This is a genomic window from Acinetobacter thutiue (genome assembly GCF_030385805.1).
Classification (GTDB): domain Bacteria; phylum Pseudomonadota; class Gammaproteobacteria; order Pseudomonadales; family Moraxellaceae; genus Acinetobacter; species Acinetobacter corruptisaponis.
Map to the genome: position 1 here is coordinate 37,504 of NZ_JAUDZE010000004.1, position 21,476 is coordinate 58,979.

Here is a 21,476-nt window from a genome sequence, read left to right on the forward strand (position 1 = left end):
ATTGCATCAAAACTCAATTTTTTAATCGTTTTCTGATACAATTGCCGTTTTGTTCAATCCACCTAAGTGAACATTGTTATGTCTATGCAGCAATCGTACGCAAATATCTTAACTGCCGTTGGTGAGGATTTAAATCGCCCAGGCCTAAAAGATACGCCCATGCGTGCGGCTAAAGCTTTTTCTTTTTTAACTTCTGGCTATAGCAAAACGCTTGAGGAAGTGACCAATAGTGCGGTTTTCCCATCCAATAACCATGAAATGGTATTGGTCAAAAATATCGAGTTTTATTCACTTTGTGAACACCATCTGCTGCCTTTCTATGGCCGTGTGCACATTGCCTATTTACCTGAAGGTCAGGTTCTCGGTTTATCCAAGTTTGCCCGCATTACTGAAATGTTTGCCCGTCGTTTGCAAATTCAGGAAAACTTGACCCAGCAAATCGCAGAAGCTGTTGCTGAAGTGACTCAGGCACGTGGTGTTGCTGTGATGATTGATTCAGCGCATATGTGCATGATGATGCGAGGTGTAGGCAAACAGGAGTCCACCACCCGTACTGTTTCGTTTATTGGTGATTTTAAGACCGACAAGGAAGCTCGCCGTGAGTTTTTAAGTGCGGTTCCTGAAAGTTATTGATCTGAGTATTTACCATGTCATCCATTTATCTTGCTGGTCAGGGACAACTTTCTCAGGGCGACGCGACTATTGACTACCCTCGTCCTGATCGCTTGGTGAAAGGCAACCCAGAACGCCTGACTTATAGCCTATATGAACATCCACACATGAGCTGTGGAATTTGGCAATGTGAGGTCGGGGCATGGAATATTGTATTTGCTGACAATAAACAGGAATTTTTTCAGGTGATTGAGGGTACTGTACGTATCCATGATGCACAAACCCATACGTTTATTGAAGTGGCTGCTGGAAAGGCAGGTATTATTCCACCTGCATTTATTGGCACATTTGAAGTACTTGAAGCAGTTAAAAAGTATTATGTGATTGTGGAGGTTTGATCAATTCCGAATACCTTGATCAAATGCTTTTCAAGTCTTAGAAAAACCAGGCATAACCTAGTCCAAATTTCGTCCAATTCTTATGGTCTTGCTGTTCAAAATCCCAATTTAATCGCAGGGCGTTGTTTGAATTAAAGCTATATTGAAGCTGTGTGCCCACTCTTAAATTCCATTGGTTTTGATCCTGCCAATACGGTAACTCAATTTGCATCACACTATTCACGTGGTCTGACCATTGATTTATACAGCCTACAGTTGGCCCCAGTCCAGCACGCCACCCCTTATCCAGAGAACGCCCACCTTGTAGATGTCCCTGTAATTGGGCATAACAGAGATGTTGACGATCATAATCTGCCAGACTATATCCCGTCTGCATATTCAGGTTAACCACTCCATGCTGCTGATCTTCATTAAATTGCCCATTATCGATTGCTTCCTGTTTCCAGCCAAAATTAAAGCCCCATGTCAATGGTGATTTAAACGGTTGAATCGGATTATAAGAATTAACAGACAATAGGTCTAAATGTTCAAGCTTGAGTTTGTCATCACGATATTGAAGTCCGCCATCCAGAAATAGCAGTTGTGTTCCCAAGCGGTAGCCGCCCTGTGGGTCAATCAAGTCGTGATAGGCCTGACGATGACCTATTTCCACAAAACTTTTTCCCTGCACCTCCCCCGCATTGACAGAAACATTACGGGCATGATGCCCCTCAACAGGTTGCATTCTTGGTCGTACAGGTTCATGACGTTGTTTATCTACATCAATCTGACTCCGTTCAGCCAGAAGTTGCCGTAACTGCGGCTGGGCAAAGTCAGCATCAACTTTACGACTAATATACTGCAAATATAAATCATCATACGCCATTTCCAGAATTTTTGCCTGATCCTGAACACTATACGGATTTAAAGCTGCTGAAACTTGCTCTGCTGGCAGAAAAGCAATCTTGTGGGCAACTTTTGCCAAAGCTGTACCATGTTGCTTGGCTTGGGAAAGAAGTTGGGTTTCCAGTGCTGGGCGATAAACCACATCCTTAACAAGGTTTTGCTGATCGACAGCCTTTAAGGTTTCAATTGGAATCGCTGCATAATTAAACTGTTTTTTTAAGTTTAGGCTTGGGCGAACCAGATCAATCAATCCCAGCAAACGATAGGCACAGTTATCACTGGCAAAATAATAGGGAAAACTGACATGCTGCATTTCCCAAATATGCTCGACCAGAAAACGTGTTTCATCAGGTGTTAGGTTTAGCTCATACTCCCACAAGTCACGGCTTTCAAAATCACCATATTCTTTCACCTTGCGATAATATGGCATCAGGGAATATTCACCTGGATATTGCCCTGTTAATCCTTTCCATGCATAAGACCAGTTATCTTCACCACTTACTGTGGCGGCATAGTTCACCGCATAGGACACCAGATTTAGTTGTTTCTGATCTTTTGGGTCTAAACGCAACAAGGTATGCCCAAACATTGAACTTGGATTGCCCATAAAATCTGTTGCATAAATCAAGGTTGCTTTATACGGTTTGATTTGATTCATCCATTGGTCAAATTCAGGACAATGAGCTACTGGAAGTTGCTGTGGATCAACCCTAAGTTGCTGTATCAACCAACGACTCCGTGCTGGAAATTTACAGCGAATCGACTGGTTATCAGGTGCGGAAATAAATAGGGCTTGAATATCAGCCTGTAATTCATGCTTTAAATTTGTTTGGCCATCTTCAGCGTAGAAATAACCTTTATATACCACCTCGCTTTTTTTTGCCTGATCTGCATACATCAACCGCTGCCAAGTGACCTGTTGATCAAGTTGTTGCTGTTCAGCATGGTTGAGGTAATTCTGGATATGGGGTTCAATTGCAGCATATGTAAAATTACACATCAAGGCAGTCATCGCGCAGGTAACTAATTTCATTCAGCAACAAATATTTTAGGAATCATTAAAATTGAGTATAAGAAAACCCTGCCATCAGGACAGGGTTTTCTTGGTTCAACACATTAAACGTAAGCTTTAAGAACTGAATCTTTCGCCATTACGCTTTGTAAAGAGTCCAAAACCTGAAGTGTATTTTTGTTTTTGCTTGAGTAGATTTCAGCAAAGTTGGCTTTTGAAACAGCAAAGAAACGCGCCTTGTCTGTTGGTTTAATTTGCATGAGTTCAGCAAGTACATTTAAGCTTTCGCCCTGCCCAACTGCCATATCACGCGCTAAAGATTCAGCATTTTCATTGGTAAAGGTAACGACCTGAGCAGTGACTGTACCACCCTGACGGCATCCTAAAGTACCAAATGTAATCCCAAGCAATTGGTTGGTAAAAATACCATTGGTTGTTGCAGCAAGAATTTTAGGTGCAACACCTTTTTGTCCCGCCCAAATTTGTGTACCAGCACCGCAACCAACATCATTATCAGCCATTGCTACACTTGATCCAGCTGCCAATAAAGCTGCCAATGCAATTTTTTTCAACATAGGAATGATCTCCAGTCCATTATTTTTGATATTTGTTATCACTATTGTGTGGTGTAGTTTCACTTACACTTAAATTAAAATAGCGGGCTTAGTTTGTTTTAGCAAATAAAATTTGAAATAAATCTGAAATATTCATAACAAAGATGAATCAATCAAAAATCGCTGGGAACAGATGAAGCATTCTTGCCTAATGCAAGTGCCAAGTCCCATTTTGATCACGCTCACCCAGTATTTTTAAGACCAGAACCAAGCTTAACAATAACAGTAAATACCAGGAACCCAGTTTCCCCCAGCCGACCATATGCCATGCATCAACCTGACTTGGATAAAGCCAGATTTTATAGAAAGTACTAATATTTTCAGCAATCCAGATCAGGAATGCGAGTATCAGCAAAATCGGCAGCATAGGAACCTTGAAACGATGTTGGGCGAGTTGAAAATATAATTTTGTTTTCCAGAAAATCACCCCACTCCAGATAAATAATCCCATACGAATATCAGGAATAAAGAATTTGGTCATGAAATTTAAATAAGATAAAACTGCCAGACACAACATATTGCCAAACTGGGGGAGATTTTCAAAAGACACCTGATACAGGCGGAGTGACCTTGCAAAAAAGCTGCCTACAGCCGAATACATAAAACCCGCAAATAGTGGCACCGTCAGCAACTTGAATATTGCAGGCTGAGGATATTGCCATGATGCAATCGCAGGATGAGTCAGAAAAATCTCCATCCCCATCGCCATAATATGGAATAAAGCAATGACCTTGGCTTCATCCCAGGATTCAAGTTTTAAATACAGTAGACAAATCTGGATAATCAGCGCATAAAACAACAAATAGTCATAACGGTAAAAACCGTAATATTCCTGACTTCCCATCGGTGCAGTCATTGCAAAAGCAATTAAAAGCAGCAATCCAAATAAGGCAGCCGAAGCTGCCCTACTGATAAAATTGAGTAGTAATACAATCAACTGCACAAAACTGATCCTAGCGTGTTTAGTCCTGAAATGCCTTTTAAATATCAGCCTAGATATTTCGCGCTATATTCATGTACGGTATCCACAAAAATCTTCGGTTGGGCTGGATCGACCCATTGGGTAATACCATGCCCTAAATTAGCGACATAACCTGTTTTTTCACCATTGCTGTAGGCATCATCCAGCATGGCTTTAACCGCTTTTTCAATGGATGCCGTCGAACCATAAAGCGTAGCTGGATCAAGATTCCCCTGCAAAGCAGCTCGTCCAGCAACCACATCTCTTGCAGTATAAAGTGGCGTTGTCCAGTCCAGTCCAAATGCATCTGCACCTGTTGTTAGCATTGCTTCCAACCATTGACCACCACCTTTGGTAAAGACAATAATCGGAATACGGCGACCATCTTTTTCACGCTGAAGCCCAGCAATGATTTTGGTCATATAGTTCAATGAAAATTCAACATATTCCCGATGTGCCAGCGCCCCGCCCCAGCTATCAAAAATCTGGATGGCCTGTGCACCCGCATCAATCTGTGCATTGAGATAATCAATCACTGAATCTGCTAAATGATCAAGCAAGGCATGTAGAACTTCTGGCTGTGCATACATCATATTCTTGGTAAAGCGGAACTCCTTGCTGGAACCGCCTTCCACCATATAGGTCGCTAAAGTCCATGGGCTTCCAGAAAAACCGATTAAAGGCACTTGCCCGCCTAAAGCAGATCGAATGGCTGAAACGGCATTCATGACATAGGCTAGGTCAGACTTGGCATTTAGTTTCGGTAGATTCGCGACATCTTGTTCAGTGCGTACTGTTTTATGAAACTTTGGCCCTTCCCCCGCCTCAAAATACAATCCCAACCCCAATGCATCAGGGACGGTTAAAATATCAGAAAATAGAATTGCGGCATCCAGTTCGTAACGGCGTAAAGGTTGCAAAGTGACTTCACAGGCAAATTCTGTATTTTTACATAGAGATAAGAAATCCCCCGCTTGCGCACGGGTTTCTCGGTATTCTGGTAAATAACGTCCTGCCTGACGCATCATCCATACAGGTGTAGTGTCTACAGGTTCACGTAATAAAGCTCGTAAAAAACGATCATTTTTCAACGTTGTCATTACCAATCTCTAAATTCTTTCATGTGGAACGCATCATAACAAAGTTAGCCTGGAATTTATAATTTCAATTCCATACAAACATTACACCTTTAAAATAAAAATTTCGCTTTGACACAAAACTGCTACTGCAAGCGTAATTATTTTCTGTAATACTTGTAATATCTTATATCTCAATATGAATAATTCTTAAGGTTAAATTGCATGTTTGTTCGCTCATTACTCGCTGTGAGTTTAAGTTCTATTCTTATCAATGTTGCTTTAGCTGCACCAACAACTGAGCAACCTTTAAATCCCAAAAAAATTTCAACCTCAGTTGAAGATCCAATTGATCCTTTAGCAATTGATGTTGCGTCATCTTCAAGTGCGGTCGCGCAGGCAGCCTCAGAACCACAGGCAGACACACAGGCGGCGGCTTCTGAACCACAACCCAATAATGCCGCCTCAACCGTTTCCCAGAATCTGGAAAAGGCTCCAGATTCAGCAGCAACATCTAAATCAGTGCCTACAGGCTGGAATCTAGACTCACTTAATAATGCCGAGTGGTCTGAAAATATGCCAAAAGGCCAATACCCTGCCTATGCACGTGCCCATGTCATGTTGAACAATGCACATGCCTCACCAGGTGCGATTGATGGCGCCAATGGTAAAAACACGCTGAAAGCGATTGCGTCATTCCAGCAAATGAATGGCATCACCCCAACAGGTGAACTCACCAAGGAAACATGGGATGCACTGGTTTCCCAGCAAACCAAACCAGCCTATGTTGAATACACCACAACCGATGCTGATTTTAAGGGCCCTTATGCAGACTCAATTCCATCAGATTATGCGCTGCAAGCCAAAATGAAAGGCCTTTACTACACACGTGTGACAGAAATGCTCGGTGAAAAGTTTCACATGGATGAAAAATTCCTGAGACAGCTCAACCCAACCGCAACATTCAAAAAACCAGGTGAAAAAATCGTTGTTGCCAATGTGCGTAACGACTTGCCTGAAGACATCCATTTAATTGTGGCACATAAAGGCGCAAAACAGCTTTATCTGTTTAATAGCCGTAACCAGATGATTGCATCATTTCCTGCGACAATTGGTAGTTCTGACACTCCTTCTCCAACAGGTACCTATAAAGTGGTAGGTGTTGCGAAAAACCCATACTACAGCTACTCACCGTCAAACTTTGTTCAGGGGAAAAACCTTAAGCCACTGACCTTGCCGCCTGGTCCCAACGCACCTGTGGGCAATATCTGGATTGGTTTAAGTAAAAAATCATTTGGTATTCATGGTACGCCAAACCCATCATTAATTTCCAAGACCGCCTCACATGGTTGTATCCGTTTAACCAACTGGGATGCCAATGACTTGGGGAATAAAGTCCGTTCAGGTGTAACCGTAAAATTCCTTGAATAATTTCAGGGTTATTCCAAGTAAATTAAAACCGAATATTATTCACTAATATTCGGTTTTTTTAATCGCCAAGTTTTATTCAACAATAGGCAATGGTTGATAATAGATTTGATTACGACCTAACTGCTTGGCCCGATATAATGCCTTGTCCGCGGTCTGAATCAGAAAATCCTGACTAATTTTAGGATTACCATTAAAAACCGTAATACCCAAACTAATGGTGACATAGTTAGAGACCAGTGATTTCTCATGTACAATCATTAATCGGTCAATGGCACGGTAAATATTGGTTGCAACCGCATAGGCACCTTGGGCAGAAGTCTCAGGTAACAGCACCACAAACTCCTCTCCCCCATAACGTGCAATAAAATCCATATGGCGAATCGAACTTTTGATCGTTTTCGCGATTTCAGAAATCACCTGATCACCCATCTGATGACCATAAAAATCGTTGTAGTTTTTGAAATAATCAATATCGATAAACAGTACAGATAACGACGTGCTTTCCTTACATGCCAGGTTATAGTAATGGGTAAACATTTCCTCAAAAGTACGACGATTCGACACATTGGTCAGTTCATCATGCTGACTTAGATGGAGCAGTTCGGAGGCTTGTAAGCGTAAGATTTTCTCATCAATCTCAGATATTTTTGATTTTATAAAAATCCGTCGCTCTTTAGAAGTCAGCATTACACTGATAGAAAAACCGAGGAGCAGGCTTCCAATAAAGGTCCGACCAATCATCAAAAGGTCATACGGAATATTTAAAAAATAAAGAAAAAACAGGGTAACAATTGCCGCGAAAGAACCGATCCACAACATATGCAAAGGTTTGATACCACTTAGTATAAAGCCCAGCATGTATAAGAAAGCAACCAGCACCATTGCCTGGTTCTGCAACACCACATTGGAGACGCCGATCATCAACAATGAAGTCAGTACAATGGTAAAAAAAACAATCGTGCAGGCGGCTGGATAAAAGAAAGTTCTTAGGTTTCTAAAGCGGGAAAAGGCCCAGAATAAAAACAGTGCGGCCCCCACAACAATTAAACTTAAAATGCTGTAGATAAAATCGAGGACAAAATGTGGACTTTCACGAAGAACAAAATAATTGGATGGCAAGATCAACAGTACGAAAATGGTATAGGTAATCACACCCTGACCAAAAAACTGAATGGCATTGACACGTGTTCGGTCAATATTGAATGCCCAAAACTCATCTTCCAACTTTTTAGGGAGTAGGGTCTGCTGGTTATTTGATTTAAAATGCTGGGCAACAAGCTGCTCTAGATCTTCTTTTGACCTCCGTAATTTATCAAGATCATACTGGTTATCCATCCTCAATACTCTTTTTATAATGCACTATTCTTATGCCGCATAAAAATAACACAAAATCGCATTTTGTCATGTGCTTTGGTTAACCACTTATCCGTAATTGTAGTTACCATTTTCACACTATATGCATTATTATTTGTATTATTTTTAAGTTTGAAGTACGCCTTGAATACTCTTACACTTTTACAACCAGATGATTGGCACGCACACTTGCGTGATGGTTTAGCCCTAAAACGCACTGTACCTGATTTGGCAAAACAATTTGCACGCGCGATTTGTATGCCGAACCTTGTTCCACCAGTCAAAACTGTAGAAGAAGCTTTAGCATACCGCGAGCGTATTCTTGCCCATGTGCCAGAGGGACTCCATTTCGATCCACGTATGGTGCTGTATTTTACTGATCATACCCCTCCAGACGAAGTTCGTAAAATTAAAGACTCTGAATTTGTGAATGCCATCAAGCTTTATCCTGCTGGTGCCACCACAAATTCGGACAATGGTGTCAGCGATATCCGTAAGGTGTATGCGGTAATTGAACAGCTTGAAGAACATCAGGTGCCTTTATTATTACATGGTGAAGTGACGCACAACCATGTTGATATTTTTGACCGTGAAAAACGTTTCCTTGATGAAATCCTCTCACCACTACTCAAACAGTTTCCAAAATTAAAGGTGGTATTGGAACACATTACCACCAGCGATGCAGCCAATTTTGTGCTTGAGCAGGATCGCAATGTTGCCGCAACCATCACTCCACAACATTTATTGTTTAACCGTAATGATATGTTGGTTGGCGGGGTCAAGCCACATTTTTACTGCCTGCCAATTTTAAAGCGTCAAACTCATCAAACCACATTACTGGAAGTTGCAACCAGCGGTAATCCAAAATTCTTCCTAGGGACAGACAGTGCACCTCATGCGCAAAATGCCAAGGAAAATGCCTGTGGTTGTGCAGGTTGCTATAGTGCACCGAATGCAATTGAATTGTATGCTCAGGCATTTGACCAAGTGGGTAAATTAGAGCGCCTAGAGGGTTTTGCCAGCATATTCGGTGCTGACTTCTATGGTTTGCCACGCAATACCTCTACCATCACGCTGGTCAAGGAAGAAAATACCGTAGCTGAATCATTTGACTATCTTGATGGTCAGAAAATTATTCCACTTCATGCAGGAAAAACACTGCAATGGAGAAAAGTGTGACACAAGCAGAAAGTAAAGCCCCTGTGATTGCCCAGCGTTTTCGTGGATTCCTACCTGTTGTTGTTGATGTGGAAACAGCAGGTTTCAATGCACAAACCGATGCACTTCTGGAAATTGCATGTATTCCAATTGTCTATGATGAACAGGGGCAATTTGTTCCTGGACCATCATTTCATGCCCATATCAATCCTTTTGAGGGAGCGAACCTTGACCGCCGTTCTTTAGATTTTATTGGGATTGATCCATTTAACCCAATGCGTGTGGCAATGGCAGAAGACGAACGTGGTGCATTGAAACGTATTTTCAAATCATTGAACGAGGTTCGCAAGGCACAGCATTGTACCCATGCTGTTTTGGTCGGACACAATGCCCATTTTGATTTAGGTTTCTTGCAGGCGGCAATTACCCGTACTGGAACAAAGAACCAGAATCCTTTTCATAGCTTCTCTGTGTTTGATACCGTAACACTCAGTGCGGTCATGTTTGGTCAAACTGTCTTGGCGCGAGCGTGTATTCAGGCGGGGATTGAGTTTGATGGTAAGGAAGCACATTCCGCCCTATACGATACCCAAAAGACGGCTGAACTGTTTTGTTATATTTTGAACAAACTGTCACCCCATCTTCTTGACACTTTGGTGACAGAACCCTAATATACACCCACCTCAAGAAGTCCCTATCGTCTAGAGGCCTAGGACATCGCCCTTTCACGGCGGTAACCGGGGTTCGAATCCCCGTAGGGACGCCAAATATTAAAAAGCCACTGCATCAATGAGACAGTGGCTTTTTTATTTTTCATCATTTACTTTAAAATTTAAAAAAGAACTCATTGTTATTCTTAGCTTATTTTCTATCCTCATCTTATAATGTGAATACTAAAACTTATTAGTTAAACAAGATATGCAGATACGTTTATTTCATTTGGAAAATTCACGCTCACAACGTATCATCTGGTTTTTGGAAGAACTGAATCTTGCTTATGAATTAATAATCAATCAGCATTGCGATACTGATAAAAATAAAAACTCACCACATCCCTTATCAAAATTTCCTGCGATTGAAATCATAGATCAAGGACAAAGTTACGTTCTAGCAGAAACAGCTGCAATTATTGAATATTTATCATATTTCAATCCTAAATTGGGGCAGTCAGAATTAAGCGGACAACAATTACAACATTTTTATTATTGGAAAAATTACTGTGAAGCAACTTTAATACCCGATCTGTTGCTCAAGCAAATCTTTAAACAGATTGTGCAAAGGACTCCTTTTCCTGTTCGTTTCATTTCTAAATTTTTAAAATATGGCTTTGATCAAGGCTATTTAAACGCTTCATTACAGCGACAAATGTGTATGGTTGATGAGCATTTAAAAGATCATGTCTGGTTTGCTGGAGATCAATTAACGCTTGTCGATATATTAATGTGGTTTCCGTTATTGGCTTGCTCTCAAAATCTAAAGCAATTTGAGCATATCCAACGTTATCTCCAACAAATAGAAAACAGACCCGCCTTTAAAACTGCTCTCATTAAAGGACAATGGTCTGCTTCTACTTTCCAAACTTATTGGACAACAGCGTGGTAAACCAGCTTATGCTGATTTACGTGAATTCACCTGTCCTTTGATCACTGCCTTAATATTGCCTTTGGCATAATTCAGGAACACCAGTAAAGGAGATAATTTCGGATTCGGTTTTTTACCCTGACCAATCGCCTTAAATTGCGCTGCGTACCAGATAATTTCCATAATGGCCATTTTATCAACCATTGGAATACCTGTTTTAATCTGGTTTACGGCATAACGCACATCATTGCCTGCAATTAAACGATCAGTTAAATCGGTTTCAACTGCCAATGGACGGGCAATACCGATAAAGTCACATGCACCACTTTCAAGTGCAGCATTCATACCTGCAACAGTACGAAAACCACCTGTTACCATCAACTTACACGATACATGCTGGCGAATCTTTTCGGCAAACTCCAGAAAATAAGCCTCACGTGCAATGGTGCTGGCTTTACGTGATTCAGCTTTTGCACCTGCCATTGCAGGGGCTTCGTAGGTTCCGCCTGAGATTTCAATAATATCAATACCCGCAGTATCAATTGCCTTGAATACAGTAATGACATCTTCCTCAGTAATCCCGCCACGCTGGAAATCAGCAGAGTTGAGTTTGACTGAAATAATAAAGTTCTCAGAAGTAGCAGCACGTACCGCCTTATAAATTTCCAGCAAGAAACGGCTGCGATTCTCAATTGAACCGCCCCATTGATCAGTACGTTTATTGGTCAGTGGCGATAAAAATTGACTGATCAAATAACCATGTGCCCCATGTAATTGCACGCCCTCAAAACCTGCTTTTTCACAAATCGCTGCTGCTGTGGCAAAACGCTGGATAATATCCAAGATTTCTTCATGTTTTAGTTCACGCGGTGTGCCAAACATGGTGGCTAACATTGGGCTAAATGGCACAGCCGAAGGTGCAACAGTTTCCTTATTCAAACCTTTTGGACATTGACGACCTGGATGTGACAATTGAATCAATTGTACCATTCCATATTTTTTACCCACTGCCGCCCACTGTTGTAATTTCGCCAGATCACGTTCAGTTTCCACTGCAACCACACCTGGCTCATTCTTGGCTGCGATGTTGACCATGACATTGCCTGTAATAGCACAACCTAAACCACCTTTTGCCCAAGCCTCATATAAGCCGATATGCAAATCATTCGGTTGCCCATCATGATTGGCAAGCGCTTCACTCATGGCACCTTTGATAATGCGGTTTTTAAATGTGGTATTACGAATCTGGATACTGTCTGCAATCTGACTCATGGTCATCCTCTGCTATAATTAGAGCATTTACTCTAATTTAATCTGATTATTGTTGATGTTAAGCTATCTTCCGATAAATTGACAATATCATATGTCAGTTTAATTACAAGATGCTCAGTACTGGCTGGCTGCGATTAACTGTCGTGTATATTCAGTTTGAGGCTGGGCAAATAATTGCGTGGTTTGTTGATACTCAAGGACTTTGGCCTGATGCATCACCATTACTTTTTGGCAAAGTGCTTGAATGACTTGTAAGTCATGACTGATAAAGATGTAACTGATCTGGTCTTGCTGCTGTAATCGGCGTAACAATTGAATCATGGCACGCTGTGTACTGCGATCCAGTGCAGAGGTAGGTTCATCCAATATAATGAGTTTGGGTTGCAACACCAAAGCCCTTGCCAATGCCACCCGTTGTCTTTGTCCACCCGAAAGTTGATGTGGATATTGATGCTTAGCGTCTATTGATAATTCAACTTTACTGAGTACCTCTTCAATTTTAGTGGTGATCCGTGCTTTGGAAATTGATCTAAGCTTTAAGCCCTCCCCAATGATCTGTTCAACTGTCATACGTGGATTTAAACTGCTCAAAGGGTCTTGAAATACGATCTGAAAATCGCTTCGTAAAGGTCTAAGTTGTTTTTGATTCAATTGGTTTAAATCTTTGCCCTGAAAAATAATGTCTCCCTCACTGGCGATCAGACGTGCAATTGCCAAAGCTAAAGAAGATTTTCCCGAACCACTTTCCCCCACAATGCCTAAGGCTTCACCCCGCATTAAGCTCAAATCAATCGCTTCTGCTGCCACTTTATAATGTTTAACACGGTTGAATAAGCCGTGTTTAATTGGATATTTTACCGTGACATTTTCAAGCCTTAATAACGTTTCTGCTGGCTCTAATGCCGAAGCCTTTCCAAAATCGTGATTAAGCAAATTCTGTGTATATTCAGTTTGGGGAGAACCAAAAATTTCAGTGACTGTGCCCTGTTCAGCAACTTGCCCCTGATTTAGAACCAGCACCTGATCTGCATAACGCCTGACCAGATTGAGATCATGGCTAATCAAAATCATTGCCATATTGCGTTGCTGTTGCAGTTTTTTAAGTAATTCCAGAATCTGCGCCTGCAACATCACATCTAGCGCAGTGGTTGGCTCATCGGCAATTAAAATATCAGGTTCCAAAGCCAGTGCCATTGCAATCATGACACGCTGTCGTTGCCCACCCGATAGCTGATGTGGATAGCATTTTAGAATCTGCTGAGCATCCTCAATGCCCACATCATGCAGCAAATGGATGACTTTCTGTTGAACTTGGGCTTTGGAGAGACCTTGCAACACCAAACTTTCACCAACGATCTTTTCCACCTTGTGCAATGGATTGAGTGCAGTCATGGGTTCCTGAAAAATCATGGCGATTCGCTTACCACGAAGCTGCTGTAATTGATGCTGGTTAAGCTTTAATAGATCATCATTTTCAAATTGCACACTACCTTGCATAGTCAAAGTTTCAGGCAATAAACCCAATAATGCCAAAGCACTGATGGATTTACCCGAACCACTTTCACCCACCATTGCCAACGTCTGAGCTGGATATAACTCGAAATTTAAATCATCCAGCAAGGTCTGCCCTGTTTCATTGGCAATGCAAAGCTGCTGCACTTTTAACAACGGCTTAACGTCTTGGGTCAAATGCATCACGTGCCGCCTCCCCAATATAAATCAGCAAAGACAATACAATCGCTAAAGTAAAGAAACCTGATAATACCAGCCACGGCGCATCCAAATTATTTTTACCCTGTAATAATAGTTCACCTAAAGATGCAGCATCAGGCGGCAGACCATAACCCAAAAAATCCAGCGCAGTTAAGGCAACAATATTGGCGGTCAACATAAAGGGAATCTGCGAAAGACTGGAACTCATGGCATTGGGTAAAATATGCTTAAAAATAATCTGAGCATCACTGACACCCAACGCTTGCGCAGCCCTGACATAATCAAAATTTCGGGCACGCAAGAATTCAGCCCGTACCAATCCAACCAGTTCTGTCCAGCCAAACAACAGCATAATCAAGAACAGCCAATACACGCTAGGGCTAAACATACTCACCAGAATCATCACGATAAACAGCATGGGCAAACCGCCCCACACTTCCAAAATACGTTGCCCAATCAGATCAATCCAGCCGCCATAATAGCCTTGTACTGCCCCAACCATAATACCGATGACAGCCGAACATACAGTCAAAGCCAGCCCAAATACTAATGAAATCCGTAAACCATATAGGATTCGGGCAAATACATCTCGCCCCTGATCATCAGTTCCGAGCCAGTTTTGTACGCTTGGTTTTGAGGGTACAGGCACGGCAAGGGATAAATTAGGCGATTGATAGAAAAATGGCACAGGCGGTGAAATCATCCAGCCCTGTTGCTGAATCAACTGTTTGACCGCAGGGTCTTGATAATCGGTTGCAGTTTCAAATTGCCCACCGAAAGTCGTTTCTGGATAATCTTTTAAAATTGGAAAATAAAATGACTGCTGATAACGCACCAATAAAGGACGATCATTGGCAATAAATTCCGCACATAAAGACAAGATAAAAATAATCAGAAATATGATTAAACAGCGAAAACCCAGTTTATTTTGCCGAAAACGATGGAAGCGTTGCTGCATTAAGGGGGACATTATTTCCCACCTCTTGCTTCAAAATCAATCCGAGGATCAATCACTTGATAAAGCAAATCGCCAATTAAACGCAGGATCATGCCAAACAGGCTGAATAAAAATAAGGTGCCGAAAATAACAGGATAATCACGCTGAGTAATCGCTTCAAACCCTAATAAACCAATGCCATCCAGATTAAAAATAATCTCGATAAATAAATTACCGACAAAGAAAATCCCAACCAGTGCTTCAGGCAAAGCTGCCACAATCACCAAGATTGCATTGCGAAAGACATGACCATAGAGTACCTGATGATCACTCAAACCTTTAGACCGTGCTGTCAGCACATAAGGTTTTTTCAACTCTTCAATAAACGAATATTTAGTCAGATAGGTCAAGGCTGCAAAACTACCTAATACCATACTCAAAATCGGCAGACACATATGCCAGAGATAATCTTTAATTTTTTCTAATAGACTAAGTTGGGCAAAATTTTCTGAAACCAAACCTTGTAATGGAAACCATTGCAAATAATTGCCACCCGCAAAAAATACAATCAATACAATGGCAAACACAAATGATGGAATGGCATAACTGACAGCCAATAACAAGGAAGTTGATTGATCAAACACCAAACCATTCTTTTTAGCTTTTTTCATCCCCAATGGAATCGCAATCAGGTAAATCAGGAAAGTGCTCCACAACCCTAAAGACAAAGTCACAGGCAATTTTTCATAAAGCAGTTGGGTAACAGGTTTATCTTTAAAAAAGCTTGTACCAAAATCAAATGTTAAATAGCCTTTGATCATCAACCAGAAACGTTCATGTGCAGGACGATCAAAACCATATTGTGCTTTAATTTTATTAATCATTTCAGGACTGAGACCACGTGCGCCCTGATATTGTGCCAAGTTACTTAGGCTGGACGAAGAACTTGTTCCTATGCCTAAACCCTGTGCATTTTGTATTTGCTGGATGGCTTGTTCGACAGGTCCACCTGGTGCAATTTGCACAATGATAAAGTTAATCAACACAATGAAAAATAATGTGGGAATCATCAATAACATTCTTTTCAGAATATAGTGAGACATTTAAATATCCTTGATTATTTTCATTGGTGTTTTTGGAACGATTGATTTAGCTTGCTGGCTTTATCTGCATCCACCCACCAATATTCCCAACCCACTGAAAGTTTTGGTTTGATCGTAGGCTGCTGATAGATATCCCAATAAGCAAACCAGCGTTCAGGCTTGCCATAGGTCAAAATTTGATAATAACCTGCCCGTAATAAACGATCCAGCACATGGGTATAGAGCACCACCTCATCACGAGTTTTGGCGGCGACAATCTTGTCAATCATCTGATCAATCACAGGATTTTTGATACCTGAATAATTATAGTTATTCGACTCATCTGCGGCAGCACTGCTCCAAAACTGCGCCTGTTCTTTCCCTGGAGTCAGCGTTTGTGGCATTTTCATCACCATCATATCAAAATCCTGATGGCGAATTCGCTCCATATATTGTGGAACATCGACTTGTCGCAGATTAACCTGAATCCCCAAACGATTCAGGTTACGCACAAAGGGCATCAACTCCCGTTGTGGATTTTCCAGTTGCATAAGTAGTTCAATTTGAACCACTTTACCCTGCCGATCATATAACTTGCCATTGCGAATCACATAGCCCACATCTTTTAGGATTTTTTGGGCAATCAGTAAATTCTGACGGTTAAAACCACTGCCATCCGATATAGGATAACGCCAATCGGCCAAAACCCCTTGTCGCATCACAGGATCAAGCTGTTTCAAAAAAGGTTGAATGATGTTTAATTCTGCTGCACTTGGCTTACCTGTTGCAGCCAAATCGGTATTATCAAAATAGCTTTGTAAACGTCGGTTTTGATTAAAAAATAATGCTTTATTTTGCCATTCAAAATCATAGGCATAGGTTAAGGCTTTGCGCAAATTAATATCATTTAAAGGTGAACGACGAATATTAAACACCAGACTTTGAATATCCAATGGTGTGCCTAAACGGGCTTTATACTTTTTAATCCAACCCGATTGCATCGCTGGAAAATTGTAAGCGGTCATCCAATTACGGATATTTTTTTCTTCATATAAATTAAACTGCCGAGATTTAAATCCCTCAAAACTGACCTCTAAATTACGGTAATAGATATATTTCAGCCGATCAAAATTATAACGCCCTTTATTGACAGGCAGGTCTTTTGCCCAATAATCTGGATTACGTTTATAAGTAATGCTACGTCCCGCATCAATACGCTCCACCATATAAGGTCCAGACCCTACAATCGGCTGCAAAGTAATACGGGTAAAATCCTTATTGCTCCAGTCCTGCTTGGAATAGATCGGTAGGCTTGCCACAATCAGCGGCATCTCCACATTGTTCCTGGATTTAAAAATAAATTTAACCTGATACCTGGAAATGACTTCTGTTTTTGCCAAATCAGATAAATACATTTGAAAACCCAGATTGGCTTTGGTCTGGTAGGTATCAAAAGTAAATTTGACATCATCTGCGGTGACAGGCTGACCATTATTAAAACGGGCTTTGGGATTTAAATGGAAAATTATAAATCGTAGATCATCAGGATCATAACTGACTTTTTCGGCCAATAAAGGATACATCACCCGTGGCTCATCCAAAGATCGATCCATCAAGGTATCAAACAGATAATTTACACCCTCCGTGGCACTGCCCTTACCATTCATGCTATTTAAATTGTCAAACGTTCCCAGACTGGATTGGCTAAGCACTCCACCTTTCGGTGCATTGGGATTGACATAAGGCATGACATTTAAATTTGCATACTTTGGGGTCACATGCATTGCCAAATAAGACGTGCTATGTACGGCTGCAAATGAGAACTGAGCAAAAAGGCTTAGTCCATACAATAGACTAAGCCTCTTGGTAACAAGCAATGCAATCATGCGTAATTACAGGTTCGGGACTTTAATCACATCACCAATACGCAATTGAGTTTTTGGGGTTAGGTCATTCATCTCAGCCAGTGCATTAATTTCCATACCATACTTACTCGCCAAGCCAATTAAGGTATCACCACGTTTTACCTTGTACTCTGTCACCGTCTTTGGAATGGAGATACTCTGACCACGTTGCAGGCTGGTATTGGCTTTCAGGTCATTCAACTCGGCTAGTTCACGTCCAGACATGCCTAAACGGCTGGCAATGCTGTTCAGTGACTCACCTGCTTTGACTATATATTTTTCAGTGTTCTTGCTTGATACCGACTTGGTGTTGGCACTATTTTTACTGTTATCCGCTTTGGCAGATTCAGTTTTCGGTAAATCACCTGTCAGTTTCAGTTTTTGTCCAATACGAACGTTACTGTCACGAGACAAGTTGTTTAAGGCAGCAACATCTTCAAGCTGTAAGGCATAGCGGTTCGCAATACTGGTTAAAGTATCGCCAGACTTCACTGTGTAAGTATCTGGCACACTGTCTTCTTTGGCTTTGGTATTGGCACTGCTATTATTTGCTTTGGATGATACATCACCCGTAAGTTTCAAACGCTGACCAACACGCACACCAGCCGTTCTCTCCAGTCCATTCAAGTCAGCAATATAGTTGACGGTCAGGTCATACTTGCTGGCAATCGCATTGAGGCTGTCGCCAGACTGAACCACATATTGCTCAGGAACAGTTGAACCTGCTGGAATCTTGATGGTCTGCCCTAGGCGAACCCCACTACTGGACTTCAGCTTATTTAACTCAGCCAACTCATTCAGGGTGATTTTTGATTTTGTCGCAATACTGGATAAGGTATCACCACGTTGAACCGTGTAGTTCTCAGTCTTGTAGCTGGTTGATGCGCTTACATTTTCATACTTAACCGTATTTTTAGGCTCGACATTATCCTCAGTTTGTGACACTTCATGCAGGGGCACATTAATTTTCTGCCCGACCAACAAATTGCTACCCGATGTCAGTCCTGGCGTTAGATCAGCCAGCTCCTGATTCGACAAGGCATAGCGGTCCGCAATCAGTTTGAGATATTCACCACGTTTCACTGTATAGGGCTTGGTCGCCACTTTTTGGGCTGTGGATATCTTTGTGTCTGGCACACGTACGGTTTGTTGATTGTTACGCGTATTGGTTTTAGGCTCAACCAATGTGAGTTTTTGCCCTACAAACAAGCCATCCGTTACAGAGAGATTATTATAGTCAGCCAGTTGTTTGAGGCTTAGATCAAAACGCGCCGCCAAATTGGTCAGGCTGTCGCCTGACTGCACCACATAACTTTCTGGCTTGCTTTCCACTGCTTTGGAGGTATCAGCTTGTGGTTTTGCATCATAGAGATACAGGCTTGCTCCGACAAACAGTGTTCCTGTTGGATCAATCTGGTTCCATTTGGCAATGTCACGCCAGTTCACCCCATTCTTTTGGGCAATTGAGGCCAGCGTATCGCCAGGCTGAACGGTATAGGTACTGCGCTTGCCTTTTGGCGCGACCACAACAACATCGGTATCGGTCTTGATGTAGGGTTTACCCTGATTACGCTTGGCATCTTCACTATTGGCAATTTCTGGGCTTTCAGCCAAGGTTTTTGGATAAGCAAAGCCCTTGCTGACTTCCTGACCTTTCTGATCGGCAACCGATTGGCTGGTCTGAATGGCGGTCAGCTTAATCTTGCCATCAAATGGATCAACAATTTCTGTTCCCTGTGGAGCAATGGCCTTAATTTCAGCAACCACCTGATCTTTTTCAGCCTGTGTTGCCTGCGGTTCCAGAACTTGTGTTACCGTCTTCTTCTCACCCTCCTGCTTCACCGCAGCAACAATCTGCTCACGCTCCTGCACTGAAATTGGCGGTTCAATCCTGACAGGTTTAACATTTGGTGCTGGTGTAATCGCCACAGGAATACGCGGTGCACTCGGCACATCCGCCGCCGCGGCAAAAGAGGCCAAGGCATTTGAACCCATAGGGGTGGCAATCTTGGTCGGCGTTTTTGTTGTTGTGGTAACAGGTACAGTATTGGTCTTCGTGGTTAATGGTGGCGGTGGTGTGGTGGATGGCTTAACAATTTGCCCCACATTGCTTGTAGTTGAGGTGGTTGTACGTACTGTGGTTGAGCTGGTTAATGGGTTCATTGCAGGTGGCGGCGCACTACTTGCCCAGAATCCACCAGAACCTGCCTTGCCAGAACGTAATTTTGCATCAATCGATGGACTTAAATCCGCAGGAATCAAGATGCGCATTGGACTCATCGGGTCAACCATCTCACCACGGTAGGCGGGGTTCAATGTATACAGTTCAGCACGGCTTAGCCCCGTAATTGAAGCAATCTGGTTTAACTCAAGCGGCGCGGACAAGGCAACTTCACGAAAGTGAGGTCGGTTGGCAATTGGAGGTAATGCCACACCATAAGCGCCTGGATTTTTAATAATTTGTGCAACTGCCAGAAAACGCGGAACATAGTTCATGGTTTCCTGTGGCAATTTCAAGGACCAGTAGTCGGTTGGCAACCCTGCCGCCTTATTACGGTTAATTGCCTGCTGGATTCGGCCTGGCCCTGCATTATAGGCAGCCAGTGCCAGTTCCCATGAACCAAATTGATTATATAAGCTGCCTAAAAACTCATAAGCGGCACGTGTGGACTCGACCACATCACGGCGGCCATCATATAAACTGGTTTGCTGCAAACCGTAGATACGTCCCGTACTTGGAATAAACTGCCACAAACCCGCGGCTGCCGCACTACTGGTTGCCGCTGGGTCATAAGAGCTTTCAATTACGGGCAAAAGTGCCAATTCAGTCGGCATACCACGGCGTTCAGCCTCTTTTACAGTGTGGTATAAATAACGGCTGGCACGCGCACTTAAACGGTCCAGATAAGGTTGACGGGAAATAAACCAGCTACGCTGTGCCTCGATACGCGAATCCCAATGGTTTAAGTCCATCTTGAAACCCACAGTCATCCGTTTCCAGACATCACCATGTTTCAAGACTAAAAGACGGTCACCCTCCACCGCACGCATATCGGTTGCGGAAAGCAGGTCTTCCAGAGAATCCAGACTGCTTGCATCCAAAAAGCCTGAACCCACTTGTTTTGAAGATGAAACCTTGCTTGTCTGAGGGGTTGATGAACAACCTGTGGTAATTCCCAACGCGGCTAGAGCGGAAGTGAGTACAGTAATTTTGAATAATGATGTTGCAGATGTTTGCCACACCAATGTGCTCGATTTATACATAAAAACTTCCAGTCAACTCACGCTAGTTCTTTTTCAATTAGCCATTGTAGTAAAGCATGCCGCTTAGACAAGGCAATAATTTAGCGTGATTTGCATGGAAATGTTACAAGAAATTAAAAAATATGTGTTTTGTAACGTCCAGAGGAAGCATTTCACCTTACAATACAAGAAATAGGATGGAAATGCTAAAATCTTCCATCCATACGGGCAAACTATAGTGTTG

General features: G+C 42.1%; 17 protein-coding genes and 1 tRNA gene. 7 read left to right on the forward strand and 11 right to left on the reverse strand.

Annotated elements, in window-relative coordinates; all coding sequences use genetic code 11:
- Positions 1-84: 84 nt before the first annotated feature.
- Positions 85-633: a GTP cyclohydrolase I FolE gene (folE, locus tag QTA56_RS10545; protein ID WP_267981086.1), complete on the forward strand. Its 549-nt coding sequence runs from the start codon at positions 85-87 to the stop codon at positions 631-633.
- 14 nt (positions 634-647) lie between these two features.
- Positions 648-1,010 carry a cupin domain-containing protein gene (locus QTA56_RS10550; RefSeq protein WP_267980916.1) on the forward strand — a complete coding sequence of 121 codons (363 nt, stop codon included), beginning with the start codon at positions 648-650 and terminating at the stop codon, positions 1,008-1,010.
- A 37-nt stretch (positions 1,011-1,047) separates the two neighbouring features.
- Here the strand turns inward: QTA56_RS10550 and QTA56_RS10555 are convergent, their stop codons facing one another.
- The 4 genes from QTA56_RS10555 to hemE form a co-directional block, all read right to left on the reverse strand.
- Entirely contained in the window at positions 1,048-2,928 is a 1,881-nt protein-coding gene (locus QTA56_RS10555) for an Lnb N-terminal periplasmic domain-containing protein (protein WP_267980917.1), read from the reverse strand.
- Positions 2,929-3,011: 83 nt separating this feature from the next.
- Positions 3,012-3,482, reverse strand: coding sequence for a DUF3015 family protein (locus tag QTA56_RS10560; RefSeq protein WP_267980918.1), 471 nt, complete (start codon positions 3,480-3,482; stop codon positions 3,012-3,014).
- Between the two features lie 187 nt (positions 3,483-3,669).
- Positions 3,670-4,464, reverse strand: a complete 795-nt coding sequence (locus QTA56_RS10565) for a DUF817 family protein (protein WP_267980919.1) — start codon at positions 4,462-4,464, stop codon at positions 3,670-3,672.
- Positions 4,465-4,508: 44 nt separating this feature from the next.
- Complete coding sequence (gene hemE, locus QTA56_RS10570) at positions 4,509-5,582, reverse strand: uroporphyrinogen decarboxylase (protein WP_267980920.1); 1,074 nt, start codon at positions 5,580-5,582, stop codon at positions 4,509-4,511.
- Positions 5,583-5,783: 201 nt separating this feature from the next.
- Here hemE and QTA56_RS10575 point away from each other — a divergent pair, with 201 nt between their 5' ends.
- Positions 5,784-6,989, forward strand: a complete 1,206-nt coding sequence (locus tag QTA56_RS10575) for a L,D-transpeptidase family protein (RefSeq protein ID WP_267980921.1) — start codon at positions 5,784-5,786, stop codon at positions 6,987-6,989.
- Between the two features lie 72 nt (positions 6,990-7,061).
- Here the strand turns inward: QTA56_RS10575 and QTA56_RS10580 are convergent, their stop codons facing one another.
- Complete coding sequence (locus QTA56_RS10580; protein WP_267980922.1) at positions 7,062-8,324, reverse strand: diguanylate cyclase; 1,263 nt, start codon at positions 8,322-8,324, stop codon at positions 7,062-7,064.
- 162 nt (positions 8,325-8,486) lie between these two features.
- On the opposite strand from QTA56_RS10580, the gene pyrC reads away from it, so the two are divergent.
- The 4 genes from pyrC (at position 8,487) to QTA56_RS10600 (ending at position 11,102) form a co-directional block, all read left to right on the forward strand.
- On the forward strand, positions 8,487-9,521 hold the full coding sequence (gene pyrC, locus QTA56_RS10585) for a dihydroorotase (RefSeq protein ID WP_267980923.1): 1,035 nt from the start codon (positions 8,487-8,489) through the stop codon (positions 9,519-9,521).
- Positions 9,506-10,171 carry a ribonuclease T gene (gene rnt, locus QTA56_RS10590; RefSeq protein ID WP_267980924.1) on the forward strand — a complete coding sequence of 222 codons (666 nt, stop codon included), beginning with the start codon at positions 9,506-9,508 and terminating at the stop codon, positions 10,169-10,171. The genes pyrC and rnt overlap by 16 nt, the downstream gene beginning before the upstream one ends.
- Positions 10,172-10,190: 19 nt before the next feature.
- A tRNA-Glu gene (locus tag QTA56_RS10595) sits at positions 10,191-10,266 on the forward strand.
- Positions 10,267-10,418: 152 nt separating this feature from the next.
- On the forward strand, positions 10,419-11,102 hold the full coding sequence (locus tag QTA56_RS10600; RefSeq protein WP_267980925.1) for a glutathione S-transferase: 684 nt from the start codon (positions 10,419-10,421) through the stop codon (positions 11,100-11,102).
- Positions 11,103-11,108: 6 nt separating this feature from the next.
- On the opposite strand, the gene QTA56_RS10605 is transcribed toward QTA56_RS10600, so the two are convergent.
- The 6 genes from QTA56_RS10605 to QTA56_RS10630 all read right to left on the reverse strand — a co-directional run bounded on the left by QTA56_RS10605 (position 11,109) and on the right by QTA56_RS10630 (position 21,253).
- Positions 11,109-12,353 carry an NADH:flavin oxidoreductase/NADH oxidase family protein gene (locus QTA56_RS10605; RefSeq protein WP_267980926.1) on the reverse strand — a complete coding sequence of 415 codons (1,245 nt, stop codon included), beginning with the start codon at positions 12,351-12,353 and terminating at the stop codon, positions 11,109-11,111.
- A 114-nt stretch (positions 12,354-12,467) separates the two neighbouring features.
- Complete coding sequence (locus tag QTA56_RS10610) at positions 12,468-14,048, reverse strand: ABC transporter ATP-binding protein (protein ID WP_267981087.1); 1,581 nt, start codon at positions 14,046-14,048, stop codon at positions 12,468-12,470.
- The gene (locus QTA56_RS10615) at positions 14,026-15,036 is read right to left on the reverse strand and encodes an ABC transporter permease (protein ID WP_267980927.1); all 1,011 of its coding nucleotides are present in this window, start codon (positions 15,034-15,036) and stop codon (positions 14,026-14,028) included. The genes QTA56_RS10610 and QTA56_RS10615 overlap by 23 nt, the downstream gene beginning before the upstream one ends.
- The gene (gene yejB, locus QTA56_RS10620; RefSeq protein WP_267980928.1) at positions 15,036-16,106 is read right to left on the reverse strand and encodes a microcin C ABC transporter permease YejB; all 1,071 of its coding nucleotides are present in this window, start codon (positions 16,104-16,106) and stop codon (positions 15,036-15,038) included. Before yejB ends, QTA56_RS10615 begins: the two co-directional genes overlap by 1 nt.
- Positions 16,107-16,126: 20 nt before the next feature.
- Positions 16,127-17,971: an extracellular solute-binding protein gene (locus QTA56_RS10625; RefSeq protein WP_267980929.1), complete on the reverse strand. Its 1,845-nt coding sequence runs from the start codon at positions 17,969-17,971 to the stop codon at positions 16,127-16,129.
- 6 nt (positions 17,972-17,977) lie between these two features.
- Positions 17,978-21,253: a LysM peptidoglycan-binding domain-containing protein gene (locus tag QTA56_RS10630; RefSeq protein ID WP_267980930.1), complete on the reverse strand. Its 3,276-nt coding sequence runs from the start codon at positions 21,251-21,253 to the stop codon at positions 17,978-17,980.
- Positions 21,254-21,476 lie beyond the last annotated feature (223 nt).